The organism is Mycobacterium shottsii, from assembly GCF_010728525.1.
Lineage (GTDB): Bacteria > Actinomycetota > Actinomycetes > Mycobacteriales > Mycobacteriaceae > Mycobacterium > Mycobacterium marinum.
Map to the genome: position 1 here is coordinate 3,281,040 of NZ_AP022572.1, position 23,254 is coordinate 3,304,293.

The following is a 23,254-nucleotide window of genomic DNA, read 5'->3' on the forward strand; positions in this document are numbered from 1 at the left end:
CTGTCTGCTTAATGTGAATGGTGTTTTGGCTGATGCTGTTTGGGTGATGCGGACGCATGCGATTTCTGATGATTTGTGGTCGCTGATCGTGGCGGTGTTGCCTGCGGGGCGGCGGCGTGGCCGGCCGTGGAACGATCATCGACGTACTCTGGAGGGCATTATCTGGCGTTACCGTACGGGATCTCCGTGGTGTGACCTGCCCGAGCACTTCGGTCCCTGGCAATCGGTGGCCGAGAGGCATCTACGCTGGTCGGTCGATGGCATCTACGCGCGGATCTTCGCGGCGATCGCCTCTGACCTCGACGCCGAGGACGCCGACCTGGGCGCACTGTTGTCGGTCGATTCGACCAGTGTGCGCGCCCACCAACACGCAGCCGGAGCGCCCCGGGCGCCGCACAGGGGGATCTGTCGAATTACAAGAAATATCTCGATGAGCCCGATGACCACGCCATTGGGCGTTCCCGCGGCGGGCTGACTACCAAGATCCACGCCTTGACCGACCAGCTGTGCAGTCCGGTCACCCTGGCACTGTCGGCCGGTCAAGCCGGTGATAATCCGATGCTTTGGCCACTGCTGGCCGCCCGGTGCAGCAACTCAGACGCCCCGTTTCACCTGCTGGCGGACAAGGCGTACTCCCATGACTCGACGCGGGCACAGCTGCGCCGGCTCAAGATCGCCCACACCATCCCCGAGCGCAGCGACCAGATCACCCGCCGCAAAGCCAAAGGCCGCAACAGAGGACGGCCTCCGGGGTTCTCAGGCCGAATCTACAAGCACCGCAACACCGTCGAGCGAAGCTTCAACCGGCTCAAACACTGGCGCGCGGTCGCCACCTGCTACGACAAATACGCCCTGACCTACCTCGGCGGTGTCACCCTGGCCGCCATCATCACCTACCACCGCGTCCGCAATTAGCAGACAGGACCTAGTCGGGTGTTGCCGATCGCCGCGGCGCCGACGAGGAATGCCTCGGCGTCCGCGCCGAGGGCGCAGAACTGCTTCTCCACGCTGGTCTTGGGCCGCGGGCCCCGACTCGGTGCCAGCCTTGGCCCGTCGTAGTGCTCATCGAGGATCGACGCTGAGCCTGGGGCGACCAGTTCGTGTTCGGCCACGATCATCCCGGTAGCCGGTTCGACCAGGCAGACCGCGCCGTGATCGACCACCACCGCCACGGTGGTGCCGATCAGCCGGGTGGGTACCGAGTAGCGGGCCGAGCCGTAGCGCACACAGGAGAGTCGGTCGACCTTGCGCAGCACCGTGGGCGCCCCGATCTGTAAGCGCAACGATGGAAGTGGTTGCAGTACTTGGCGTTCGGAGACCAACCGTTCGTCGGGAATCGCCTGAATCTCCGAGTGCGCCAGGGCATTGACCTCGTCGCACCACGCCGCCGCAGCGGCGTTGGCGGCCCGGATGTCGATCGGCACGCCGTCGACAGCGGACTGGGTCAGCAGCGGCACCGCCAGGTCGCGTTGGGCATAGCCGCACAGGTTCTCCACGATGCCCTTGGATTGTGGGTCGTTGGCGTGACAGAAGTCCGGGGCGAACCCGTAATGGGTGGCCAGTCGGATGTAATCCGGGGTCGGGACGACCACATTGGCGACTACCCCGCCTTTGAGGCAGGCCATCCGATCAGCCAGCACCCACGCCGGGACCCCGCCGATCGCCGACAGGGTTTCGGCGATCAACGCCAGCGTGGTCGAGGCCTTCTGGTCGGCGGCGAAACGCACGAATCGCCACCGGGAGAATGCCAGCACCGCGCAGAACAGGAACAATCCCGGTGCCGCTTGGGCCCAGTCGATCACCAGGTACTGCCCTGGTGACCATACCGCTGGACGGCGCCCGCAGTGATTGGCGCTGCGCCACAACGTCTTCGCCTCGGCAACAAGACGCCGGAAGTTGCGATCCGAGCCTTGGTAGCCTGCGGTGCGGGCGATCGGCAGCAGCCGCTTGGCCGAGATCCGGCCTCCAGATTTCTCGACACGTTCGGCGACCAGCTCGGCCACCGAATCGTAGTTGTGCCCTCGTTCGGCCCGCCGTGCCGGCGGTATGCCGGCCTGGTCGGCCTCGAATTTGTCGATGATCTTCTTGACGGTGCGATGCGTGGTGCCGCACGCGTCGGCGGCGGCCCGGTACGACCCGAGCTGTTGATCGGCAGAAATGATGTCCATGCGGTCCTTCACAGACTTCAATGGAACTCCCCGGTGGTGATGGCCATTGGTTGGCGCCTTCACCGTCACCATCGGGGCCCACAGTTCCTGATCGACACGACGAACACGGGGTGGATACTTTTATCTGGCCAAAACTGGATACCTCGACTTGGCCACCAGTGGCTACTTTTTCATGGCCACGGACAACTTGCAGACCCGCACCTGCGCCTCTGTCGAGGAACCGCGGCCCTGCCAGCTAGTCAGGCGCTTGACTAGAAATCGAACTAGTGTTCGAATATGTGGTATGCGCTGGTGTGCCCAGGCCCTGGCGGTCAACGGGGAACCCGTCGATGACGGAGCGTTACCCGGGCTGCAGCGCATCGGGTTGGTTCGAAGCGTCCGCTCGCCGCACTTCGAGGGCATGACGTTCCATGAAGTGCTCTGCAAGTCCGCGCTGAACAAGGTGCCCAACGCCGCCGCGTTGCCTTTCCGCTACACCGTCAACGGCTACCGCGGCTGCACGCATGCCTGTCGTTACTGTTTCGCCCGTCCCACCCATGAGTACCTCGACTTCGACTCGGGTGCGGATTTCGATACCCAGATCGTGGTCAAGACCAATGTCGCCGAAGTGCTGCGCCGTGAGTTACGCCGGCCATCGTGGCGGCGCGAGACCGTCGCGCTCGGCACCAACACCGATCCCTACCAGCGCGCGGAGGGCCGTTACGCGCTGATGCCGGGAATCATTGGCGCGCTCGCCGGATGGGGAACCCCGCTGTCCATCCTGACCAAGGGCACACTGCTGCGCCGGGATCTGCCACTGCTGGCGGAGGCATCCGGGCAGGTGCCGGTGTCGGTGGCCGTGTCGCTGGCCATCGCCGACCCGGACCTGCACAAGGAGGTCGAGCCCGGCACGCCGGCCCCGCAGGCCCGGCTGGGTCTGATCGCCGCAATCCGCGACGCCGGTCTGGATTGTCATGTGATGGTCGCCCCGGTGCTACCGCACCTCACCGACTCCGCTGCGCACCTCGATCTCTTGCTCGGCCAGATCGCGGCGGCCGGTGCTACCGGTGTCACGGCTTTCGGGCTGCATCTGCGCGGAGCGACGCGCGGTTGGTTCATGTCCTGGCTGGCCCGGGCGCACCCGGACCTCGTCGGCACGTATCGGGAGCTGTACCGGCGCGGTGCCTACTTGCCGCCGTACTACCGCGACATGCTCAGGCAACGCGTGGCGCCACTGGTCGCCAAGCATCGGCTGGGCGGTACCGCGCGCCCGTCCTCGCCGGTCGCCGAAGCGGAGGTGATGCCCGTTCCCGAGCAGGCGACCCTATTTTGACGCGGCGTTAATCACCGCGCGGCTTGGTCAGCGTGAATTCGTCGACAAGCGTGGTCGCCCCGAACAACCCGGTCACCGCGTAGTGCGTCGCCTTGATCGATGTGTGGCCGCCGGGTTGGCCGGGATCGACATCGAAGGCCGCAAAGCCGTAGGGGTTGTCGTGGTCACGGAACGCCGACCATGGTGCGTCCTCGAGCACGTAGATCGATGGCCGGGACCGCTCGCCGGGATCGTATGGGCCGACCGCGGTCACGACCCGGCAGCGGGGTTCGGGGAAGAACAACTGGTTGCTGGTCAGCGACCGCCCCCCGCAACCGATGACCAGGCGCACCGTTCCCCGGGTCGCGTCGATCACGTCGCCGAGGGTGTCCACGGGGATCGGCGTTCGGGTCTGGGTGTCCATCGCGCCGCGCAGCGGATGTGACCGCTCGTAGTGGTGCTCATGGCCGCACAACACGAGATCGACCTCGTATTGGTCGAACAACGGCAGCCACTCCTGCCGGATGCCCAGGTCGGCGCCGTTGAAATGATCGGCGGTCGAGATGGCCGTCTGGTGCATGCACACGATCACCCAGTCGACCGCCGGGTCGCGGCGCGCCGCGGCGAGTTCGGTTTGCAGCCAACGTCTTTGCTCGCCACCCGAATAGCCGTGTACGTAGGAGCTGCCGGCGTCCTGAAAACACACATCATCGTTGCTCAGGCTGATCACCCGCACCGAGCCGGCGGTGAAGGAGTACCACAGCCCGCGCAACTCCTGGCTGGCCCCAGAGTCGGGCACCGAGAAATAGGTTTGGTAGGCGCCGTAACCGATTGGCGCATTGCCCAATTCATTCTCGTGATTGCCGGCCGCGGGCATCCATGGCCGGTAACGCGCTGAACGGCTGTTGGTTTCCAGCCAGTCCGACCAGGTGCGAATGCGGTCGTGTGCCATGTTCGCGTAGCACAGGTCGCCGTTGACCAGGTTGAATAACGGGGCCATGCGCTCGATCGCGATGGTGATGTCGCCCGCGGCAGGCGTTCCGCCGTTGTCGCTCACGTATCGACCGTCGGAGAATCTGCCCAGTGTTGGCGTGCCCTGATCCCCGAAGCTGGTGAAGTGCAGCGGTTTTCGCCCCAATGGGGCGGTTCGCACGGTGCCCAGTTGTGGATCCGCGCCGTCGTGGACCGCGGCGTATACGTAGTCGCTATCTGGTGTCAGGTTGGTCAGCCGGGCGTGGTTGACGCGAACCTCGGTATTGGACTTCGCATCCCGATAGGTTCGGGTCTCGGCGCTGACGACGCGGCCGAACCCGGACGCGGGGGTTCCCAGCATGACTCGCGGATTCTGGACCGCGTCAACGCTGTGCCACGACACGACGACCTCGGTGGCGGCGTTCTTGCCATATTGCAGATGCAGACCGCCAACCGGTTGCGCGCTGGTGCGATCGGGCTGATACCAGACACTGGGACCGTGCCCGGGCCGTAGCAGTGCCGCCCCGCCCAGGCCGATGCCCGCTCCGACGGCGGCCGACGCGAGGCCCGTCGTCAGCAACTTGCGGCGGCTGGGTCCCACGGGTTGCGGGTCATCGGGTTGATCCAGATCGTCGGGCATTACTGCTTTCATACCCCAGTCGGGTTAACACCGCTTGGCTAGTGCAGGTGCGGCTTGAGTAATGCGGCCTGTCCGATGCGCGCCGGATTCGTCGCCAGCCACTCGCGGGTGGCCTGGTGCGAGCGCGGGATAAGGGTTGCCGATTGCGAGAAGTCGGCTCCGGATATGGATACCGGACAAAGCGGCCGAATGACGCGCAGATCGACGGTCTGCTCGAAGCGCTCGATATCGACGGCGAGGCGATGGTTGACTGCCAGCGTCATCGCGTGCAGGACCATCGTGACCGCCGAGGCCGGCAAGGTCTGCAGATCGCACGAATAGCCGGTCGGCAATACCCAGATCTTGTCGGCCCCCAGCGCGACCGCGTGCGACACCGGGGTGTTGTTCACCACACCGCCATCGATGAGCCCGCGCCCGTTGATGCTGACCGGGGGGAATATCCCGGGAATGGCTGCGCTGGCTGCGATCGCATCGACGGCGTCGCCGGAGGACAGCAATTCGTCGGTGCCGGAGATGACGTCGGTGGCCACCACGTGCAGCGGGATCGGTGCATCCTCGAGATTGGTGAATTCAAGTTCCCTGCTGAGGATGCGCCGCAGACCCGTGTTGGGGACCAAGTGCTGGCGCCGGCCGAGGAAGCCCATCAGCCCGGTGACCGGTTGAGTGGGAAATACCTCTTTTCGGGTGAGGGACCGCCACAATCCGGCCAAAGCCCGAATCCCGGCCGCATCGGGCCGCGACGCGATCCACCCACCGTTGAGCGCGCCGACCGAGGTGCCGATGATCAGGTCTGGTGTGATGCCTTCGTCGGCCAAGGCTTGCAGCATCCCGACCTGTATCGCTCCGAGGCTTGCGCCGCCGGACAAGACGAATGCGGTGGTCACGCTTGCATCGTAAGGACGATCACCCGCCATGTCGGACGAATTGCGGACCGCGGCCATCGGTAACGAATCCGGTAGCGTTTTCGATATGACGAACGTGCGAAAGAGGGCGAGCGCGGTCTCAGTGACGGGGGCGGTGGTCGCGGTTGCCGCGGTGGTAGCTACGCCGGCGATCTCTCATGCAGATCCAGCTGGGCATCAGGTGACTTACACGGTCACGACCACCAGCGATCTGACCGCCAACATTCAGTACATGAATGTCGATCCGCCCAGCCAGTCGGCGTTTGATGCCGATTCCTCGAAATACCTGACCTCCGTTCACACCCCGATCACCGGCGGTCAACCGTTGGTGTACACGGCCACACTGCAGAACCCGAGTCAGTGGGCCATCGTCACGGCCAGCGGCGGCCTTCGGATCAATCCCGAATTCCACTGCGAGATCGCCGTCGACGGACAGGTGGTGGTGTCGCAGAACGGTGGCAGCGGAGTCACCTGCTCGACCCGGCCGTGGTAGCGCTCCGCTAGTCACCGGCCGCTGAGTTCGGCCCCCGCGACCACCACGACTTCGGCCCGTTCCGTGCCGACCGCCCTTAGCTTGTGGCCGACCGAGGCGTCGAAGTAGGCGCTGTCACCGGTACCGAGCGTGACGGTCTGGTCGCCGTAGTCGAGTTCGACGCTGCCCGTGTGCACAAAGACGAACTCCTGGCCGGTGTGCTCCGGATGCGGACCGTCGGAGGCGCAGTCTTGCCCGGCGGTCGGCCGAACAACAAACGGCGACATGGTTTTTCCAAGTTGCGTCGACGCCAGTACGTGGTAGCGCCCGGATTGGGACCCTAGGCGGTCATGGGCGCGGTCGACGGTCATCGTCTCGTGGGCGGACTCGTCTGAGAAGAGCCGCCCGACGTCGACGTCGAGTGCCCGCGCGACCTTGAGCGCCACCGCGATCGAGGGCGTGCGCTGTCCCCGCTCGATCTTGGACAGGTAGCTCTTGGTGAGCCCGGCCCGCTGGGCGAGTTGTTCCAGGGTGAGCCCGCGCTGCCGGCGGACCGCGCGCAGCAGTGCTGTCACTGTCCAGCTCCTAACCCGCCAAAATTCGAGGACACAAAGTTTCCTATAGTGCTACTATCGTGTCATATCGACGCTATGCAAGGGAGCCCGGGATGGCAACCACTTTCTCCGATTCCAAGTCCGAGTTGATGCGACGGGCCCAGGAACGCCTCGATGCCCAGACGCCCGAATCTCAGCTGACCACCCGGCAAAAGGTCGCGTTGACCTGCCGGGTGTTGTTCGACGCCGGCCACGATTCCGGTCTGGCCGGGCAGATCACCGCGCGTGCGCAGCGGCCCGGCACCTATTACACCCAACAACTCGGCTTGGGATTCGACGAGATCACCGAAGACAACCTGCTGTTGGTCGATGAGGACCTCAATGTTCTCGAGGGCTCTGCAATGGCCAACCGGGCAAATCGATTTCACAGCTGGATCTACCGCGAACGGCCGGACGTGCAGTGCATCGTTCATACCCATGGGTTCTACACCGCGGCGTTGTCGATGCTGAAGGTGCCGTTGGTCGTTTCGCACATGGACACCACGCCGCTCTATGACGACTGCGCTTTCCTCGCCGACTGGCCAGGCGTGCCGGTGGGCAACGAGGAAGGCGAGATCATCAGCGCCGCATTGGGAAACAACAAGGCGATCCTTCTTGCGCACCACGGGCAGTTGATAGCCGGCGTCAGCATCGAGGAGGCCTGCACGCTGGCGGTCCTGATCGAACGCGCCGCCAAACTGCAACTGGCGGCCATGAGTGCGGGAACAATCGCCGAACTACCGGACCAACTGGCCCGTGAGGCTCACGATTGGACCCTGACACCTTCCCGCAGCCGGGCGAACTTTGCCTACTACGCGCGTCGCGCACTGGCCCGTCACCCCGATGCGCTGAGCAGCTGATTGGTCAATCCGTCCACCAAAGCCAAAGGAGCCAGCTATGGCAGAACCTGGTGCGCCCACGATTCATGGGATCATCGCCTACCCGGTCACGCACTTTACCGCCGAGGGCGTCGTCGATGCGCGCCGGCTGGCGGCACTTGTCGATCGGCTGGTGTGCTCGGGAGTCCATGCGATCGCCGCGCTGGGCAGCACCGGGGAACTGGCCTACCTCGACGAGGCCGAGTTCGATACCGCGGTTGACACCGCGGTCGCGGCGGTCAGCGGCCGGCTACCCGTCGTCTTGGGCGTCTCGGATGTCACTACTGCCAAGACCATTCGGCGCGCGCTACGCGCAACATGTCGGTGCTGACGCGGTGATGATCCTGCCGGTGTCCTACTGGAAGCTCAACGAACACGAGATCTTCCAGCACTACCGCAGCGTTGGCGACGCCATCACCATCCCGATCATGGCTTACAACAACCCGGCCACCAGCGGTGTGGACATGCGCCCCGAACTGTTGGTCAGGATGTTTGAAAGCATCGACAACCTCACCATGGTCAAGGAGTCCACCGGCGACCTGTCCCGGATGCGGCGCATCGCCGAACTCAGTGGCGGCCGGCTGCCGTTCTATAACGGCTCCAACCTGCTGGTGCTCGACGCGTTGAAAGTTGTTGCCGCCGGATGGTGCACGGCCGCACCCAACTTGTGGCCCCAGCCATGCATCGATCTGTACGAAGCGGTGCGCGCCGGGGATCTGGAGAAGGCCCAGATTCTCTACGACGACCTCAAGCCGCTGCTGGAGTTCATCGTCGCGGGCGGGCTGGCCACCACGGTGAAAGCCGGTCTGGGGCTGCTCGGATTCCCGGTCGGGGATCCGCGCCCGCCGTTGCTGCCGCTCGACGAGCACGGACGGGCCAAGCTGGGCCGCCTGCTGGCCGGCTGCTGAGCCGCCAAGCGATTGGTCGGCGTCGGTTGCGTTGTTGGGCAACCGATCTCTAGCCCAGGTTGGTGGCGCTGAAGGTGTCACATTTGTTGGGGTCGCCGGTCTGATACCCGACGGTGAACCACTTCTGCCGTTGCGCCGAGGAGCCGTGCGTCCACGTCTCGGGGTTGCTGCGTCCGGCCACCTGCTGCTGGATGCGATCGTCGCCCACCGATGCCGCGGCTGAGAGCGCGTCTTGGATATCCTTGTCGCTCAACGGCTCGAGGAAGGGGACGCCGGTACTTTCTTGCCGGACGGTAGACGCATAGTGTGCCCAGACCCCCGCGTAACAGTCGGCCTGCAACTCGGTGCGCACGCCATTGCCCCCGGCTCCTTTGGCTCCCTGTTGGGCGCGGCCCAGCACGCCCAGCAGGTTCTGCACGTGATGGCCGTATTCATGGGCCACCACGTATTCCTGCGCGAACGGCCCACCACTGGAACCGAATTCGGTGACAAGCAGCTGAAAGAAGTCGGTGTCGAAATATGCCGTCTGGTCCACCGGGTAGTAGAACGGGCCGACTTCGCTGCTGGCCGGCCCGCACCCGGTGCTGACCTGGCCGCTGAATAGGCGCAGATGCGGGCGCGTGTACCGATCGGGCATCAGCTGCTTCCATACCGCGTCCAGAGAGTTTCCGGTGGCCACCACCCGGCACTGCACGTACTTGTTGGCGTCGGTGCCCGTCTTGCACTGGCTCAGGTCGAATCCGGGAGCCACCACGTCGCGGTCGTCCATGGGTTGCTGGCTCAGCACGCCACCCGGATCGACACCGAGAAACATCGCGACCACGACGATCAACAGGCCGCCGATGCCGCCGCCGATGGCCATCCGGCCAAACCCGCCACCGCCTGACGATGACGCGGCGCTGGTGTCGATCTGCATACCCTCGTTAAAGGTCATCGCACGCTCCAAATCTGGCCCGCCGTCGGGCCGGGCGCTGGGCTACCCGGGCGGCACCAGCCTAACGCTGCTGCGGCACCTCGAACCGGGCGTCGGTGTAACTGCGCAGTTTGCGTAAGAAGCGCCGTAATCCCAGGTTGAGCAGCGGACCGAACAACATCATGCCCAGCCGCGCGGGGCCGGCGGGTTTTTGCGCCATGGTCCAGGTCAGTCGGCAACCGCCCGGGATGACCTCGACCCGGTAATCCTCGGCGAACGCCGCGACGGCCTGCGTCGAGCATTCATTGAACCGAAACGCCATGTGGCTGAACGGCTCCCAGGCGATGAATTCCTCGTTGCCGACCAGGCCCCCGCGCATCTCGACGGTACGTGTGGTGCCGACGCGGAAGGGCGGGGGACTGGTCCAGGTCACCTTGGTGATCACCGGTGCCCAGCTCGGCCAGGACTGCGCATCGGAAAGCACCTCAAACAGCTGCTCGGGGGTGATGGCGAGGTCGACGCTGTTGCGGTAGAGAAAGGGCGCTTGACCGGAATCCGGGTCGACAAAGCTCAGGTCGACGCGCTCGCACGGGAACATGAACTAGACCCTAACCAGCTATCCGGGTCCGTCGCTGGCTGCAGCCAATAATGGCACCAGCACCTGGCTGATCGGGGTCGCCAGGCCGTGGGCGCGAGCCTTGCGGATGATCACACCGTTGCGCAGGTCCCATTCCAACCGCCGGTGGGCTTCTCGATCGGCCAGGATCGAGGTGCCCATGTCCTCGGGTGCCGATGCGAACAGATCAACCATCTCATCGATCACGTCGTCATCGAGTCGGGCGCCCTCGGCGCGTGCCACCGCCAGACATTCGGCGACGTAGTGACGAGACAGTTCGGCGATATCGTCGCGCCGGAACATTCCGGAGCGCCGCCCGGACAGTGCCATCAGTCCGGCTAGCGCATTGAGCACGAGTTTGCGCCAGATGACGGTGGTGAAGTCGGGATCGCAGTCCACCCGGCAACCGGCAGCACGCAGCAACCCGGCCAGCGCCTCCGCCGCAGCCCCGGTGGGCAACACCAACGCGGCATCTCCGCGCAACCGCACCCAGCCGCCCGGCTGGGTCTCGGCCGCAAACCACACACTGCCCGCGACGATGGATGAAGACGAACAGTGCGGCTGCACCTGCTCGACCTGTTCGACACCGTTTTGCAGGACGGCTACCACGGTGTGCTCACCGCACAGGCGGGCCAGCCAGTCGCGCGCGGCGCCGGTCTGAGTGGCTTTGACCGCCAATATCAGCACATCGACCGGTCCGGTCAGCTGCTGGGGGTCGGTGTGTACCGGACCGGGCACCACGATCGGAGATGCCCCGTCGGGGCGCAGCTCGATGCTGTCGCGAGCCGTGTGGCCGCACAGCAGCACCGGGTTCCCCGCGGCATGCAGCAGCGCGGCGACCGTCGTGCCGACGGCGCCGGGGCCTACGAGTGCGATTCTGGGGGCGATGCAACCAAAAGTACCGGGTTGGGTGGGCCAGTGGCCCGGCCCTCTAGACTGAGCAGTCGTTTTAGGTTGTTCCAAAGCCGGGTGAAGGGGAGTGTTTGTGCTGCGTAGCTACGCCGCTGGGGCATTACGAGATAGCGATGCCGGGCGACAGGTGACGCTGGCCGGTTGGGTGGCCCGCCGCCGCGACCATGGCGGCGTCATCTTCATCGACCTGCGCGACGCCTCAGGCATTGCCCAGGTCGTATTCCGCGAAGCCGACGTGTTGGCCCAGGCGCATCGGCTGCGTGCCGAGTTCTGCGTCGCGGTCACCGGTGTCGTCGAGATCCGTCCCGAAGGCAACGCCAACCCCGAGATCGCGACCGGCGACATCGAGGTCAACGCCTCTTCATTGACGGTGCTCGGCGAATGCGCGCCACTGCCGTTCCAGCTCGACGAGCCCGCGGGGGAGGAGTTGCGGCTGAAATACCGCTACCTCGACCTGCGCCGCGATGGTCCGGCATCGGCGATTCGGTTGCGTTCCAAGGTCAATGCCGCCGCCCGCGCGGTGCTGGCCGGACACGACTTCGTCGAGATCGAAACACCGACGATCACCCGCTCCACCCCGGAGGGCGCCCGCGACTTTCTGGTGCCCGCCCGGCTGCACCCGGGCATGTTCTACGCGCTGCCGCAAAGCCCGCAGCTGTTCAAACAGCTGCTCATGGTGGCCGGGGTGGAGCGCTACTACCAGATCGCCCGGTGCTACCGCGACGAGGACTTCCGGGCCGATCGCCAGCCCGAGTTCACCCAGCTCGACATGGAATTGAGCTTTGTCGACGTCGAGGACATCATCGCGGTCTCCGAGGAGATCCTGACCGCGCTGTGGGCGCTGATCGGCTACCGGATTCTGACCCCCATCCCACGGATCAGCTACGCCGACGCGATGCGCCGGTTCGGGTCCGACAAACCCGACCTGCGGTTCGGCCTCGAACTCGTGGAGTGCGCAGAGTTCTTCAAAGACACCACATTCCGGGTGTTCCAAGCGCCCTACGTCGGCGCGGTGGTGATGCCCGGCGGAGCCTCGCAGCCGCGGCGCACGCTGGATGGCTGGCAAGAGTGGGCCAAACAGCGCGGTCACCGCGGGCTGGCCTACGTGCTGGTCGGCGAGGATGGGACGCTGGGCGGCCCGGTGGCCAAGAACCTGACCGATGCCGAGCGTGACGGACTGGCCGCTCACGTGGGCGCCAGTCCGGGGGACTGCATCTTCTTCTCGGCGGGACCGGTGAAGGCGTCGCGGGCGCTGCTGGGGGCGGCGCGAATCGAGATCGCCGAGCGGCTCAACCTGATCGACCCCAGCGCCTGGGAGTTCGTTTGGGTGGTTGATCCGCCCCTGTTCGAGCCCGCCGAGGACGCCACCGCCTCTGGCGACGTGGCCGTTGGATCCGGCGCGTGGACGGCGGTGCATCACGCGTTTACCGCGCCCAAGCCAGAGCTCGAAGACCGTATCGAATCGGACCCCGGCAGCGTGTTGGCCGATGCCTACGACATCGTCTGCAATGGCCACGAGATCGGGGGTGGATCGATCCGTATCCATCGTCGCGACATTCAGGAGCGGGTGTTCGCGGTCATGGGTCTGAGCAAGGCTGAGGCCGAAGAGAAGTTCGGCTTCCTGCTGGAGGCTTTCACGTTCGGCGCCCCGCCGCATGGCGGCATCGCGTTCGGGTGGGACCGGGTCAGCACGTTGCTGGCCGGAGCGGATTCGATCCGCGATGTGATCGCGTTCCCCAAAACCGGTGGCGGTGTCGACCCGCTTACCGAGGCCCCCGCGCCGATCACCGCCCAGCAGCGCAAGGAGGCTGGAATAGACGCCAAGCCCAAACAAGTTGAGGGGACATGACGCGAGGGATCCCCGACGCCGAGACGATCAAGGCGTTCAACAGCAACATCGTCGATGAGTTCCGGGCCAATGGGGGCAAGGTGGGCGGCCCGTTCGCCGGCTCGGATCTGTTGCTGCTCACAACCACCGGGGCCAAGTCCGGGCGGCCTCGGCTGGCGCCGCTGGTGTACCTGCGCATCGACGGCAAGATGTTCATCGTCGGCTCCTTCGCCGGTGCCGATGTCGACCCGGCCTGGGTGCATAACCTCAGGTCCGACGCGCGTGCACACGTCGAGGTGGGTACCGACGCGTTCGACGTGATCGCCCGCGAACTGCCTCCGGCAGAGCGTGACGAGTTTTTTCTGAAGGTGGCCGCCGCCGCGGGGTTCGGCGACTATCAAGCGAAAACCAGCCGGGTAATCCCCCTGTTCGAGCTGCAGCGGGCCTGACCGGGGTACCCGACACGACGTGGAGATTTCGCTACTGACCAGGGCGGCCGACGGAAGTCTCGCGGCCGTCCGGCAGCTGCGCACCGCCTTGTGGCCGATCACGCAGGCGTCGGTGACCGCCGGCCTGGCCTGGTTTCTCACCCACGATGTGCTCGACCACCCGCAGCCGTTCTTCGCACCGATCTCGGCCGCGGTGTGCATGTCGGCGACCAACGTGCTGCGCGCGCGACGCGCTGTCCAGATGGTTGGCGGGGTGGCGCTGGGCATCGTGGTGGGTGCCGGAGTGCAAGCCGTCCTGGGCACCGGCCCAACCGCGATGGGCGTGGCGGTGTTCGCCGCATTGTCGGTCGCGGTCCTGGCCGTGCGCGGCTTCGTCGCCCAGGGCCTGATGTTCGTCAACCAGACCGCCGTTTCCGCGGTGCTGGTCCTGGTCTTCGCCCCCACCGGCGACGTGGTGGCCGAGCGCCTCTTCGACGCGCTGATCGGCGGGGGATTGGCGCTGGTGGTCGCGATGTTGCTGTTCCCGGCCGATCCGGTGTGGATACTGCGCGACGCGCGTAACGGCGCGCTGGCCGCCCTGCACGACACCCTGGTCGAGGTGATCAAGTTCATCGACGATCCCGGCGGCGCCGCTCCGGACTGGCTGCTGGCCACCTTCGACCGGTTGCACAACCAGCTTGGTGGGCTGATCGAGGCCCGCGCCACGGCGGTCTTGGTGTCGCGCCGCGCGCCCCGGCGGTGGGCCGCCCGCGACGCCATTGCCGACATCGAGCGGCAATCGGCGCGACTGGGGATGCTGGTCAGCGGTGTCTTGAATCTGGTCCGCGCCATCACCCGACTTCCTGAGCAACAGGTACCGCGCCCGGTGCGCATCGCGCTGGCCGAACTGGTCGCCGCGCTGGCCGTCACCGACGACGAATCAGCGGCCGCGATCGCCCATGCCGCCGCTGCCCGCGATCGGGCGCAGGAATTGCTATCGCAGGCTCGCGACCGCAGCGAGGTGGTGCTCGCCGACCTCGTGGACGCGTGCGGAGTCGATCTACAGCGGGTCATCGACTTACCCGGCGGCGACCATTGAGGAACGTCAACAGGACTTGGCTGACCCGGCCAGGAACTCCTTTGCCAGCCTTTTCGGCGCCTGCGTCAGCCAGGCCTCGGTGAGCAGCTCCTCGAGGCCTATCGCCTCTATCTCGGATAACACCACCAGCACCGCCGGATACCCGTCGAAATGTGGGGTGGTGAAGTACACCGTCGGCTCGTCGGCGACCAGGGCGAACTTCACGCCTTCGTCGGCCATCCGGACGCCGAGAATATCGCCGTCCGGTGGTTGCCTGCCGGAGTCCGCCAAGGCCGCCAAGTCGGACTTGCGCAGCGGTCGCTCCCACGCCAACGGCTTCTTGCCGACCCGCCAGTTGTGCGCAGATCGCTCTTCTGTGAGCGGCAGCTCACTGACGATGCGCGCGACATCGCTCCAGGTCGCCATATGCTGATTGTGCTCCGGATGGGGTGCGCTCGGTGGCGCATTCGCCTGAACCGGGCCCAGATGTGTTGTGATCAGCCTTGCTGTTACCGGTGTGGTGGCCGTGGTTGACGGTCGAGAAGTCAGGAGTCAGCTCTTGTCGTTGCTTTCCGACGCGTTGTTCGGCTCCCCGGACACCAAGCGCTATCGCGTCACGCACCGCACCGAATACCGCTACTCGGACATCGTGACCAGCTCTTATGGGCGTGGGTTTCTCACCCCGCGCAACTCGTTGCGGCAGCGGTGCCTCACTCACGAGCTGACCATCGATCCGACGCCCGCCGACAGCTCCACCAGCCGTGACACCTACGGCAACATCAGCTCCTATTTCCATGTCACCGAACCGCATCGGGTGCTGAGCATCACCAGCGACTCCATCGTTGATGTGGCTCCACCGGATTCCGACCTGTACACCAGCGGGCCGGCGCTGCTGCCCTGGGAATCCGCCCGGCCCCGTGGGATGCAAGGGGCGCTGGCCATCGATTTCACGCTGGACCTGGATCCTGCGGAGATCACCGACGAGGTCCGTGAGTACGCGGCCGTCAGTTTCCTGCCGGAACGTCCGTTGGTGGAGGCGCTGCGCGATCTCACCACGCGGATCTACAACGACTTCACCTACCGATCCGGTTCGACCACGGTTTCTACCCGAGTCAATGAGGTTCTGCAGGCGCGCGAAGGGGTATGCCAGGACTTTGCGCGGCTGGCGATCGCCTGCCTGCGAGCCAACGGGTTGGCGGCCTGCTACGTGTCCGGGTATCTGGCCACCGACCCACCGCCGGGAAAGGATCGGATGATCGGAATTGACGCCACCCACGCCTGGGCGGCGGTGTGGACTCCCCAACAACCAGGCCAGTTCGAGTGGTTGGGGCTGGACCCCACCAATGATCAGCTGGTCGATGAGCGCTACATCGTGGTGGGTCGCGGCCGAGACTACGCGGATGTGCCGCCGGTGCGCGGCATCATCTACACCAATTCGGAGCACAGCGTGATCGACGTCGGCGTCGACGTGGTGCCTTTTGACGGTGATGTGCTCGATGCGTGATTTTCACTGTCCCACCTGTGGTCAGCGCCTGGCGTTCGAGAACTCCGCGTGTCTGTCGTGCGGCAGCGCGCTGGGATTCTCCCTGGACCAGATGGCGCTGATGGTGATAACCGGGCGCGACCAGAGCGAGCACGCCGGCGCGGTGGCCGCCGACGACTATCGGCTGTGCGCGAACCTGCATCTGGCCGAATGCAATTGGCTGGTTCCCGTCGGTCACCGCGACGGACTGTGCGAGTCATGTGCGCTGACCGTGCTGCGGCCCCACGATGGTGACACCGTGGGTCTCGCGGAGTTTGCTCGGGCCGAGGCGGCCAAACGTCGGCTGATCGCCGAGTTGCACGAGCTGAGGCTGCCGATCGTCGGACGTGACGAAGATCCCGACTACGGGCTGGCATTTCGGCTCCTGTCCAGTGCGCACGAGAATGTGATCACCGGGCACGACAATGGTGTCATCACACTGGATCTGGCCGAGGGCGACGACGTGCACCGCGAACAACTGCGCGTTGAGATGGAGGAGCCCTACCGCACCCTGCTGGGCCATTTCCGCCACGAGGTCGGGCACTACTACTTCTATCGGCTGGTTGCCCCGTCGGGTGACCACCTGGCCCGGTTCAAGCAATTGTTCGGCGACCCGGACGCCAACTACCAGCAGGCGCTGGATCGCCACTACCGGGACGGCCCCCCAGGCAATTGGCAGGAGAGTTTTGTGTCGTCGTATGCGACCATGCATCCCGCCGAGGACTGGGCGGAGACCTTCGCTCATTACCTGCACATCCGCGACACCCTGGATACCGCAGCCTGGTGCGGTATCGCGCCGGCATCGGCGACATTTGATCGGCCGGCGTTGGGTCCCAGCGCCTTTCCCGCCATCATTGATACGTGGCTGCCGTTGTCGTGGTCGTTGAACATGGTCAACCGGTCGATGGGGCACGACGACCTGTATCCGTTTGTACTACCGGTCGCGGTCCTGGAGAAGATGCGGTTCGTCCATACGGTTGTCGACCAGGTGACGCAAGCACCGTGTGGTCCCGCCGCCGTCAGCGGTTAGGCGACTGTCTCGGACCTGCCTGCTAGGCGGGCATCGTCCGGCGTTCCTCGGGGCCCCACAGCGGCTGCATGCCGCCGGGCAGGGCCAGCTGGGTGTCGGTGATGACGTCGGCCAGCTCGCGTAGCGAGACGTGGATACCGGTCAACAATTCGGCCAACTCCGTGCGCTGCCCATCGGTGATTTCTTCGAGTTCGCCCGGATGCGACCGGCGCAATCGGGCGCTGATCTCATCCACCATCCGCTCCGGGCGCGAGGAACCCGAGGTGCCGGGCAGATCGTGGAGATTGGCCCGCAGCCGCTCCAGCTGGTAGACGAGAGAACGTGGATTATGCGCGTCGAAAAGCATCAGTTCATTGACGGCGGTAACGCTGAATTTTCCGACCGTGCGGCGCCGGTAGATCACCGACGATTCACAGACTTCCAGCGTCGATTCGATGATGGTTTGCTCGGCAACAACGCCGCGGACCGTGGTCAGGGTGTCCGCCAGCAGCGCGGTCAGCCACAGGCCCCGTTCGATGCGCTTGCCGATGTCCATCATCGTCCAGCCCACGTCGCGCACCATCGATTCGCTGGACACTCCGGACAGGGTGAGCATCCCGGACAGCGTTTGAGCCTGGGCCTCGGCAAGCAGCGCGTCGGCCTCGGCGAGCGATTGGGGCGGGTCTGACCTGAGGGTGACGGCGCGTTCGACGTCGGCCAGCACCATCCAGGTGTCGTTGGACAACTGGTCGCGCACCGCCCTGGCAGCCAATGCCAGTCCCTCCACCGACTGAACCAATGAACCCGGCCGCTCCAGATCCACGGTCATCGACCACAGCATCGAGGGAGCGACCGCGATCATCTCGGCGTGGTCGTTGGCGGCTCCGGTGTCGGTCCCGGTGATGTGGCCCAGCGTGGCCATCAGCACCGGCACGCATTCGCTTTCCTCGGTGTCCTGATGGTGCCGGAATAGGTGATAGCGCTCGCGGGCGACCATCAGCAGACGGGCCATGTTCTCGGCGCGCTCGCCATAGCGGCCCATCCAGAACAGGTCGGACAGCACACGGGGGGAACTGACCCCCAGGGTGCCCGCACCGGTCTTGATCGGCTGCAAAACCGACGGTTCCGCTACGGACCGCGTCTCCGGTCCCGAGACCGGGGCAGCTACCGTCTCAACAATTGCACGTTCGGTTGGCCGAACCCAAATATCTTTCGCTGCAACGGATCTCAGGGTGTACGCGGCCGGGCCGGGGGCCAGGACATAACCCAGGCCCCCGATCATCGGTGCGTAGCCACCGCGCTGGGCGACGGTGAACAACCGCATGCCAACCCCGGCCGACGACAGCACACCGGCGTGATCAGTGGGCGCCGACGAGAAGGTCGGTAGCTCCTGTCCCACCCACTGCCACGGCATCGCCTCAATCCGCGTTGTCAATTCGGCCAGCTGGGCAGAGGAGAGCGTTGGTCCTAGCCGGGTTTTCCCCCCGACGGTCGACTTGATCAGCAGTGACGGCAGATTCGCCAGAAGGTGCGAACGTTCGGTGGCGATACCGCCCCAGTACATGGGGGCGCTCTGCAGCATCGGTTCTTCGCCGAGCAGGCGCTCTGCCAGCCCTGGCAGGAAGCGCATCAAGCCAGGGCTTTCCAGGATGCCGCTGCCCAGCGTGTTGACCACGGTCACGGCGCCGCGGTGTTGGGCCTCCACCAGACCCACCACACCGATGCGGGAATCGGCACGAAGATCCAGTGGGTCGGCGTAGGACGCGTCGAGGCGGCGAAGCACCACGTCGACACGTTTCAGCGTCCCCAGCGAGCGCATCCACAGCTTGCCGTCGCGGACCACCAGATCCGCGCTCTCCACCAGCGGGAAACCCAGCAGCGTCGCCAAGTACGCCTGGTCAAACGCCGTCTCCGAGTAGATGCCTGGGCTGAGCACCACGACCACCGGGTCCTGGGCGACATCGGGAGCCGCATCGATCAGGGCCAGACGCAGCGCCTGCGCGAACGGTGTGGTCGGCCGGGGAGCGATGTTCTCGTAGAGGTCGGGGATGGCGTGGGCGACCACGCGTCGGTCGGCCAGCGCGTAGCCGGCTCCCGAAGGCGCCTGGGTCCAGTCGGCGTTGACCTGGTAGCTGTCGTCGGGTATCCGGCTGATGTCGCAGGCGTGTAGGAAAAGTTGATGGTGTCCAGGGACCTTGATGCCATTGGCGCCGCGCACATAGCCGGGATGGCCGAAGACGAGCTCGGATGGCAGCAGGCCCTCGGTGAGGAGCCGGCGTGGGCCATAAAGGTCCGCGAGCACCGCATCGAGCAGGCGGGACCGCTGCACGAGTCCGGCTTCGAGAAGCTCCCAGTCCTGCGCGGAGACCACCAGCGGTAGCGTGTCCAGACGCCACGGTCCGGGTTCGAGCCCGTGCAGACCGTGTTCCCCACGGGTGGAATCGACTCCGGTGTAGGTGATGCCGTCGTGGTCGATCAGGCTGTGCACCACCGAGCGCAGCCGGTCCAGGCCGGCTCGGCCGCGTTCAGCGACCGCGTCGGCCAGCTCGGTCCAGGCCGGCCGCACATTGCCGTCCGCGACGACGAATTCGTCGTAACCGATGCCCGGGCTGTCGCGTACGTCGAACAGTGCTTCCTGAGCACGTGCAGTGCGGTACCCGGCCAGCAGGCGGTCGACGTCGTAGCGTTCGGCGGCGGCAACGGCCGCCGAACTACTCATGCCAAGTACCATCACGCGCCAATTCGATGCCGGTTTTGCAGGACCATTACTGTTGCACGGTACGCACGCGTCGCAGGTCGAGGATGCCAGGCGCGCCGATATCGGTGAACATCCGGGCCTGCTTTTCCCGGATATCGGACAAGTCGAGTTTGCCCGGAGTGAAGCCGGTTGCCTCGAAACGGCGGGCGCGGCGTGACTCCGCTGTGACAGCGTTGACGGGTGGCTCGTCGTAGGCGAGCCCGCCGGGATGGGTGACGTGATACGTGCACCCGCCGCGCGAGGTTCCGGCGGTCAGGTCGATGAGTTCGAACTGCAACGGACCGTCGGCCGAGATGGTCGGGTGCAGCGCGCTGGGCGGCTGCCAGGCCTTGAATCGCACCCCACCGACGTGCACATCAGGGTTGTCGGTGGCCAGCAGCGGCACCGGATAGCCGTTGCAGGTGACCACGTAGCGGTGGCGGTCGGCGCCGATCACGCGGATCTGGAGGCGCTCGACCGATGAGTCGACGTAACGGGCAGTGCCGCTGGCGGTGGACTCCTCGCCAAGGGTGTTCCAGGGCTCGATTGCCCCGCGCAGCTCGATCTCCACACCGTCGAAGACGGCGGTGCCAATGCGCGGGAAGCGGAATTCGGTGAATGGGTCCAGCCAGCTGGTCTCGAACGCGATGCCGTTCGCGCGCAAGTCGGCGGCCACGTCGGCGATGTCGTGAATCAAAAAGTGCGGCAACAGATATCGCCCATGCAGGTTAGCGCCGTGGCGGATCAGCGGAGCGCGCAGTGGTTGCTCCCAGAACCACGCCACCAGCGAACGCACCAGCAACGACTGCACCATCGCCATGCGCAGATGCGGCGGCATCTCGAAACCTCGCAGCTCCAGCAGCCCAAGCCTGCCGCGGGTGCCTTCGGGACTGTAGAGCTTGTCGATGCAGAACTCGGCGCGGTGGGTGTTGCCGGTGATGTCGGTCAGCAGATGGCGCAGCGCCCGGTCGGTCACCCAGGGTTTGGCCGCACCGCCGGCCGACAGCCGAGCGATTTCGGCGAATGCAATCTCCAGCTCGTACAGCGCTTCGGCGCGGCCCTCGTCGACTCGCGGCGCCTGGGAGGTGGTGCCGACAAAGCGCCCGGCGAACACGTAGGACAGCGACGGGTGCCGCTGCCAGTAGGTCAGCAGGGACACGAGCAAATCCGGGCGGCGCAGCAGTGGCGAGTCCTTGGGTGTGACGCCGCCCAGGGTGATGTGATTGCCGCCACCGGTGCCGCCGTGAGATCCGTCCACATCGAACGACTCGGTGGAGAGCCGGGCGAGCCGGGCCTCTTCATACAGCGTTTCCAGTTGCTGGCGCTGTTCTTCGAAGCTGGCGGTCGGTGCGACGTTGACCTCGATGACTCCCGGGTCGGGGGTGATCGTCGTCGATTCCAGCCGCGGGTCCGGTGGTGGGCCGTAGCCCTCGAGCACCAGCGGGCAGTTGGCCTTCGCCGCCGCGGCCTCGATGCGGGTGACGAGGTCTACGAAGTCTTCAAGCGCTTCGGTGGGCGGGATGAAGATGTACAACAGCCCGTCGCGAACTTCGGCGACGATGGCGGTCGGCGGCGCGTTTTCCGAGTCGTCGAGCACCGCATCCACGGCCTCGGCGGTGGCGGGTTCCGGCAGTGCGTACCCCACCGTCACCGGGTCGACGTCAAAGGATGTCCGCGGCGGTTGCCAGCTGATCGAGTTCAGGGGCAGTCGCAGCCCGGCCGGTGAATCCCCTTCGATCAAGACCAGCCGGCCGCGGCGCAGCCGCCAGTCTGCGCTGGCCCAGCCCGAACCGTCCTCGCGGCGGTGCAGGGGGAGCACGTGGGCGGCCGCGGATGTGACTGAGGCGTCGAGGCGGGCCAATAGTTTGGCACGGCCGGCGGGGGTGTCGGAGTCGGTTTCGGGGTCGAGGTCGTCAATCGGATCGACGGGGTCGCCGGACGGCAGTCGCACCGTGGCCGCCAGCCGCGCCAGCGGGTCCTCGTAGGCCGGGCGTACCTGCGACAGGGGCAGTCCCATTCCCTCGGCGAATGCGCTGAGCACCTGGTAGGCGGCGTCGGAATCGACCGGAGTCGGCGGGTCCAGCCAGGGATCGGCCAGCAGCGTGGGGTCCGTCCACAGGGGGCGTCCATCCGTGCGCCGATACAGTGCAATCTGCCAGCGTGGCAATGGCTCTCCGGGATACCACCGGCCCTGGCTGCGTTGGACCAGCCCCTCAGGAGCCCAGCGGGCCTTGAGGCGAGCGGCCAGATCGGATGCCCGCGATCGCTTGTGCGGACCGTCGGCCGCGGTGCGCCACTCCTTGTCGGTCTGGTTGTCCACCGACACGAACGTGGGCTCGCCGCCCATGGTCAGCCGGACGTCACCGGCGGCCAGGCGTTCGTCCACACGGCGGCCTACGTCGCAGATCGTCTGCCATGCCTCATCGGTGTAGGGCAGAGTGACCCGTGGGTCTTCATGGACGCGAGTGACGGTGTTGGAGAACTCCAGCACCGTGTTGCACACGCCGGTACCGCCGCTGATTGGAGCCGCGCTGGCGGGGTGGGGCGTGGCAGCGAGCGGGATGTGGCCCTCACCGGCGAACAGCCCCGACGTCGGGTCCAACCCGATCCAGCCCGCGCCGGGAATGTAGACCTCGGTCCAGGCGTGCAGGTCGGTGAAGTCGGCCGCCGGGCCCGAGGGCCCGTCGAGCGCCTCGATGTCGGAGGCCAGCTGCACCAGATAGCCCGACACAAACCGGGCAGCCAACCCGAATTGGCGCAGGATCGACACCAACAACCACGCCGAGTCGCGGCACGATCCGATGCCGGTGCGCAACGTGAAATCGGGCGTCTGCACACCGGGTTCCATACGCACGCTGTACCCGACGTCGGCGTTGACCGCATGGTTGATCGCAACCAGGAAGTCGATGGTGCGGGTGCCCTCGGGCACGCTGAAGTTGGCCACCCAAGCCCGAACCAGGTCCCCGGGGCCGGATTCTTCGCCGCTTTCGTCGACGGGCCGCAAGTAGGGTTTGAGGTCCTCGGCCAGTGCCTTGGGGTAGGTCAGGCCTTCGGTCGGCCAAATTTCGGCCCATTCTTCGATGAAGAAGTCGAACGGGTTGATCACCTTCAGGTCGGCGATCAGCCCGACGGTGATGGTCAGGTGTCGCATCGGTTTGGGAAAGACCAGCCGGGCCATGAAATTTCCCAGCGCGTCCTGCTGCCAGTTGACGAAGTGTTCGGTTGGCTCGACTCGCAACGAATAGGCCTCGATGGGGGTGCGCGAGTGTGGTGCTGGGCGCAGCCGCACGACGTGCGGATAAACCTGCACCAGCTTGTCAAAGGTGTAACTGTTGCGGTGCTCCAGCGCAACTTTGATGCTCATAGAAGCTGATCCCATCACAAGAC

Annotated in this window: 17 protein-coding genes and 3 pseudogenes; 10 read left to right on the forward strand and 10 right to left on the reverse strand. The window is 65.8% G+C overall.

What is annotated here, in order from left to right:
- The first annotated feature begins 43 nt into the window (after positions 1-43).
- A pseudogene (locus G6N41_RS15190) lies at positions 44-915 on the forward strand (IS5 family transposase).
- Positions 916-926: 11 nt separating this feature from the next.
- Here G6N41_RS15190 and istA read toward each other — a convergent pair.
- Positions 927-2,189 (reverse strand): annotated as a pseudogene (gene istA / locus G6N41_RS15195) (IS21 family transposase); the annotation flags it as partial.
- Positions 2,190-2,451: 262 nt separating this feature from the next.
- On the opposite strand from istA, the gene G6N41_RS15200 reads away from it, so the two are divergent.
- A complete protein-coding gene (locus tag G6N41_RS15200; RefSeq protein ID WP_198913245.1) occupies positions 2,452-3,480 on the forward strand; it encodes an Rv2578c family radical SAM protein in 1,029 nt (342 codons plus the stop codon).
- Positions 3,481-3,487: 7 nt separating this feature from the next.
- Here G6N41_RS15200 and G6N41_RS15205 read toward each other — a convergent pair whose 3' ends face one another.
- Both G6N41_RS15205 and G6N41_RS15210 read right to left on the reverse strand, forming a co-directional pair.
- Positions 3,488-5,071, reverse strand: a complete 1,584-nt coding sequence (locus G6N41_RS15205; protein WP_198913246.1) for a purple acid phosphatase family protein — start codon at positions 5,069-5,071, stop codon at positions 3,488-3,490.
- Between the two features lie 38 nt (positions 5,072-5,109).
- Complete coding sequence (locus G6N41_RS15210; RefSeq protein ID WP_198913247.1) at positions 5,110-5,955, reverse strand: patatin-like phospholipase family protein; 846 nt, start codon at positions 5,953-5,955, stop codon at positions 5,110-5,112.
- A 28-nt stretch (positions 5,956-5,983) separates the two neighbouring features.
- On the opposite strand from G6N41_RS15210, the gene G6N41_RS15215 reads away from it, so the two are divergent.
- A complete protein-coding gene (locus G6N41_RS15215) occupies positions 5,984-6,466 on the forward strand; it encodes a hypothetical protein (RefSeq protein ID WP_198913248.1) in 483 nt (160 codons plus the stop codon).
- Between the two features lie 11 nt (positions 6,467-6,477).
- Here the strand turns inward: G6N41_RS15215 and G6N41_RS15220 are convergent, their stop codons facing one another.
- Positions 6,478-7,020: a helix-turn-helix domain-containing protein gene (locus G6N41_RS15220; protein ID WP_198913249.1), complete on the reverse strand. Its 543-nt coding sequence runs from the start codon at positions 7,018-7,020 to the stop codon at positions 6,478-6,480.
- A 92-nt stretch (positions 7,021-7,112) separates the two neighbouring features.
- Here G6N41_RS15220 and G6N41_RS15225 point away from each other — a divergent pair, with 92 nt between their 5' ends.
- Both G6N41_RS15225 and G6N41_RS15230 read left to right on the forward strand, forming a co-directional pair.
- Complete coding sequence (locus tag G6N41_RS15225) at positions 7,113-7,898, forward strand: aldolase (protein WP_198913250.1); 786 nt, start codon at positions 7,113-7,115, stop codon at positions 7,896-7,898.
- 37 nt (positions 7,899-7,935) lie between these two features.
- Positions 7,936-8,824, forward strand: a pseudogene (locus G6N41_RS15230) (dihydrodipicolinate synthase family protein).
- A gap of 49 nt (positions 8,825-8,873) precedes the next feature.
- Here G6N41_RS15230 and ypfJ read toward each other — a convergent pair.
- The 3 genes from ypfJ to G6N41_RS15245 all read right to left on the reverse strand — a co-directional run bounded on the left by ypfJ (position 8,874) and on the right by G6N41_RS15245 (position 11,241).
- Positions 8,874-9,758 carry a KPN_02809 family neutral zinc metallopeptidase gene (gene ypfJ / locus G6N41_RS15235; RefSeq protein ID WP_198913251.1) on the reverse strand — a complete coding sequence of 295 codons (885 nt, stop codon included), beginning with the start codon at positions 9,756-9,758 and terminating at the stop codon, positions 8,874-8,876.
- Positions 9,759-9,819: 61 nt separating this feature from the next.
- Positions 9,820-10,335, reverse strand: coding sequence for an SRPBCC family protein (locus tag G6N41_RS15240; RefSeq protein ID WP_020728514.1), 516 nt, complete (start codon positions 10,333-10,335; stop codon positions 9,820-9,822).
- A gap of 18 nt (positions 10,336-10,353) precedes the next feature.
- The gene (locus G6N41_RS15245) at positions 10,354-11,241 is read right to left on the reverse strand and encodes an oxidoreductase (RefSeq protein ID WP_198967877.1); all 888 of its coding nucleotides are present in this window, start codon (positions 11,239-11,241) and stop codon (positions 10,354-10,356) included.
- A gap of 91 nt (positions 11,242-11,332) precedes the next feature.
- On the opposite strand from G6N41_RS15245, the gene aspS reads away from it, so the two are divergent.
- Genes aspS through G6N41_RS15260 form a run of 3 tightly spaced genes read left to right on the forward strand, consistent with a single transcriptional unit; the run spans position 11,333 to position 14,620 of the window.
- Positions 11,333-13,114: an aspartate--tRNA ligase gene (aspS, locus tag G6N41_RS15250; RefSeq protein ID WP_198913252.1), complete on the forward strand. Its 1,782-nt coding sequence runs from the start codon at positions 11,333-11,335 to the stop codon at positions 13,112-13,114.
- A complete protein-coding gene (locus G6N41_RS15255; RefSeq protein ID WP_198913253.1) occupies positions 13,111-13,542 on the forward strand; it encodes a nitroreductase family deazaflavin-dependent oxidoreductase in 432 nt (143 codons plus the stop codon). Before aspS ends, G6N41_RS15255 begins: the two co-directional genes overlap by 4 nt.
- A gap of 19 nt (positions 13,543-13,561) precedes the next feature.
- The gene (locus G6N41_RS15260; RefSeq protein WP_198913254.1) at positions 13,562-14,620 is read left to right on the forward strand and encodes an FUSC family protein; all 1,059 of its coding nucleotides are present in this window, start codon (positions 13,562-13,564) and stop codon (positions 14,618-14,620) included.
- Between the two features lie 6 nt (positions 14,621-14,626).
- On the opposite strand, the gene G6N41_RS15265 is transcribed toward G6N41_RS15260, so the two are convergent.
- Positions 14,627-15,025, reverse strand: a complete 399-nt coding sequence (locus tag G6N41_RS15265) for an MmcQ/YjbR family DNA-binding protein (protein ID WP_198913255.1) — start codon at positions 15,023-15,025, stop codon at positions 14,627-14,629.
- Between the two features lie 133 nt (positions 15,026-15,158).
- On the opposite strand from G6N41_RS15265, the gene G6N41_RS15270 reads away from it, so the two are divergent.
- Together G6N41_RS15270 and G6N41_RS15275 are read left to right on the forward strand one after the other, a co-directional pair.
- The gene (locus tag G6N41_RS15270; RefSeq protein ID WP_099052704.1) at positions 15,159-16,103 is read left to right on the forward strand and encodes a transglutaminase family protein; all 945 of its coding nucleotides are present in this window, start codon (positions 15,159-15,161) and stop codon (positions 16,101-16,103) included.
- Positions 16,096-17,151 carry a zinc-binding metallopeptidase family protein gene (locus G6N41_RS15275; RefSeq protein ID WP_198913256.1) on the forward strand — a complete coding sequence of 352 codons (1,056 nt, stop codon included), beginning with the start codon at positions 16,096-16,098 and terminating at the stop codon, positions 17,149-17,151. The genes G6N41_RS15270 and G6N41_RS15275 overlap by 8 nt, the downstream gene beginning before the upstream one ends.
- Positions 17,152-17,173: 22 nt before the next feature.
- Here the strand turns inward: G6N41_RS15275 and G6N41_RS15280 are convergent, their stop codons facing one another.
- Together G6N41_RS15280 and G6N41_RS15285 are read right to left on the reverse strand one after the other, a co-directional pair.
- Complete coding sequence (locus G6N41_RS15280; RefSeq protein WP_198913257.1) at positions 17,174-19,849, reverse strand: circularly permuted type 2 ATP-grasp protein; 2,676 nt, start codon at positions 19,847-19,849, stop codon at positions 17,174-17,176.
- Between the two features lie 46 nt (positions 19,850-19,895).
- Positions 19,896-23,231: a transglutaminase family protein gene (locus G6N41_RS15285; protein ID WP_198913258.1), complete on the reverse strand. Its 3,336-nt coding sequence runs from the start codon at positions 23,229-23,231 to the stop codon at positions 19,896-19,898.
- Positions 23,232-23,254 lie beyond the last annotated feature (23 nt).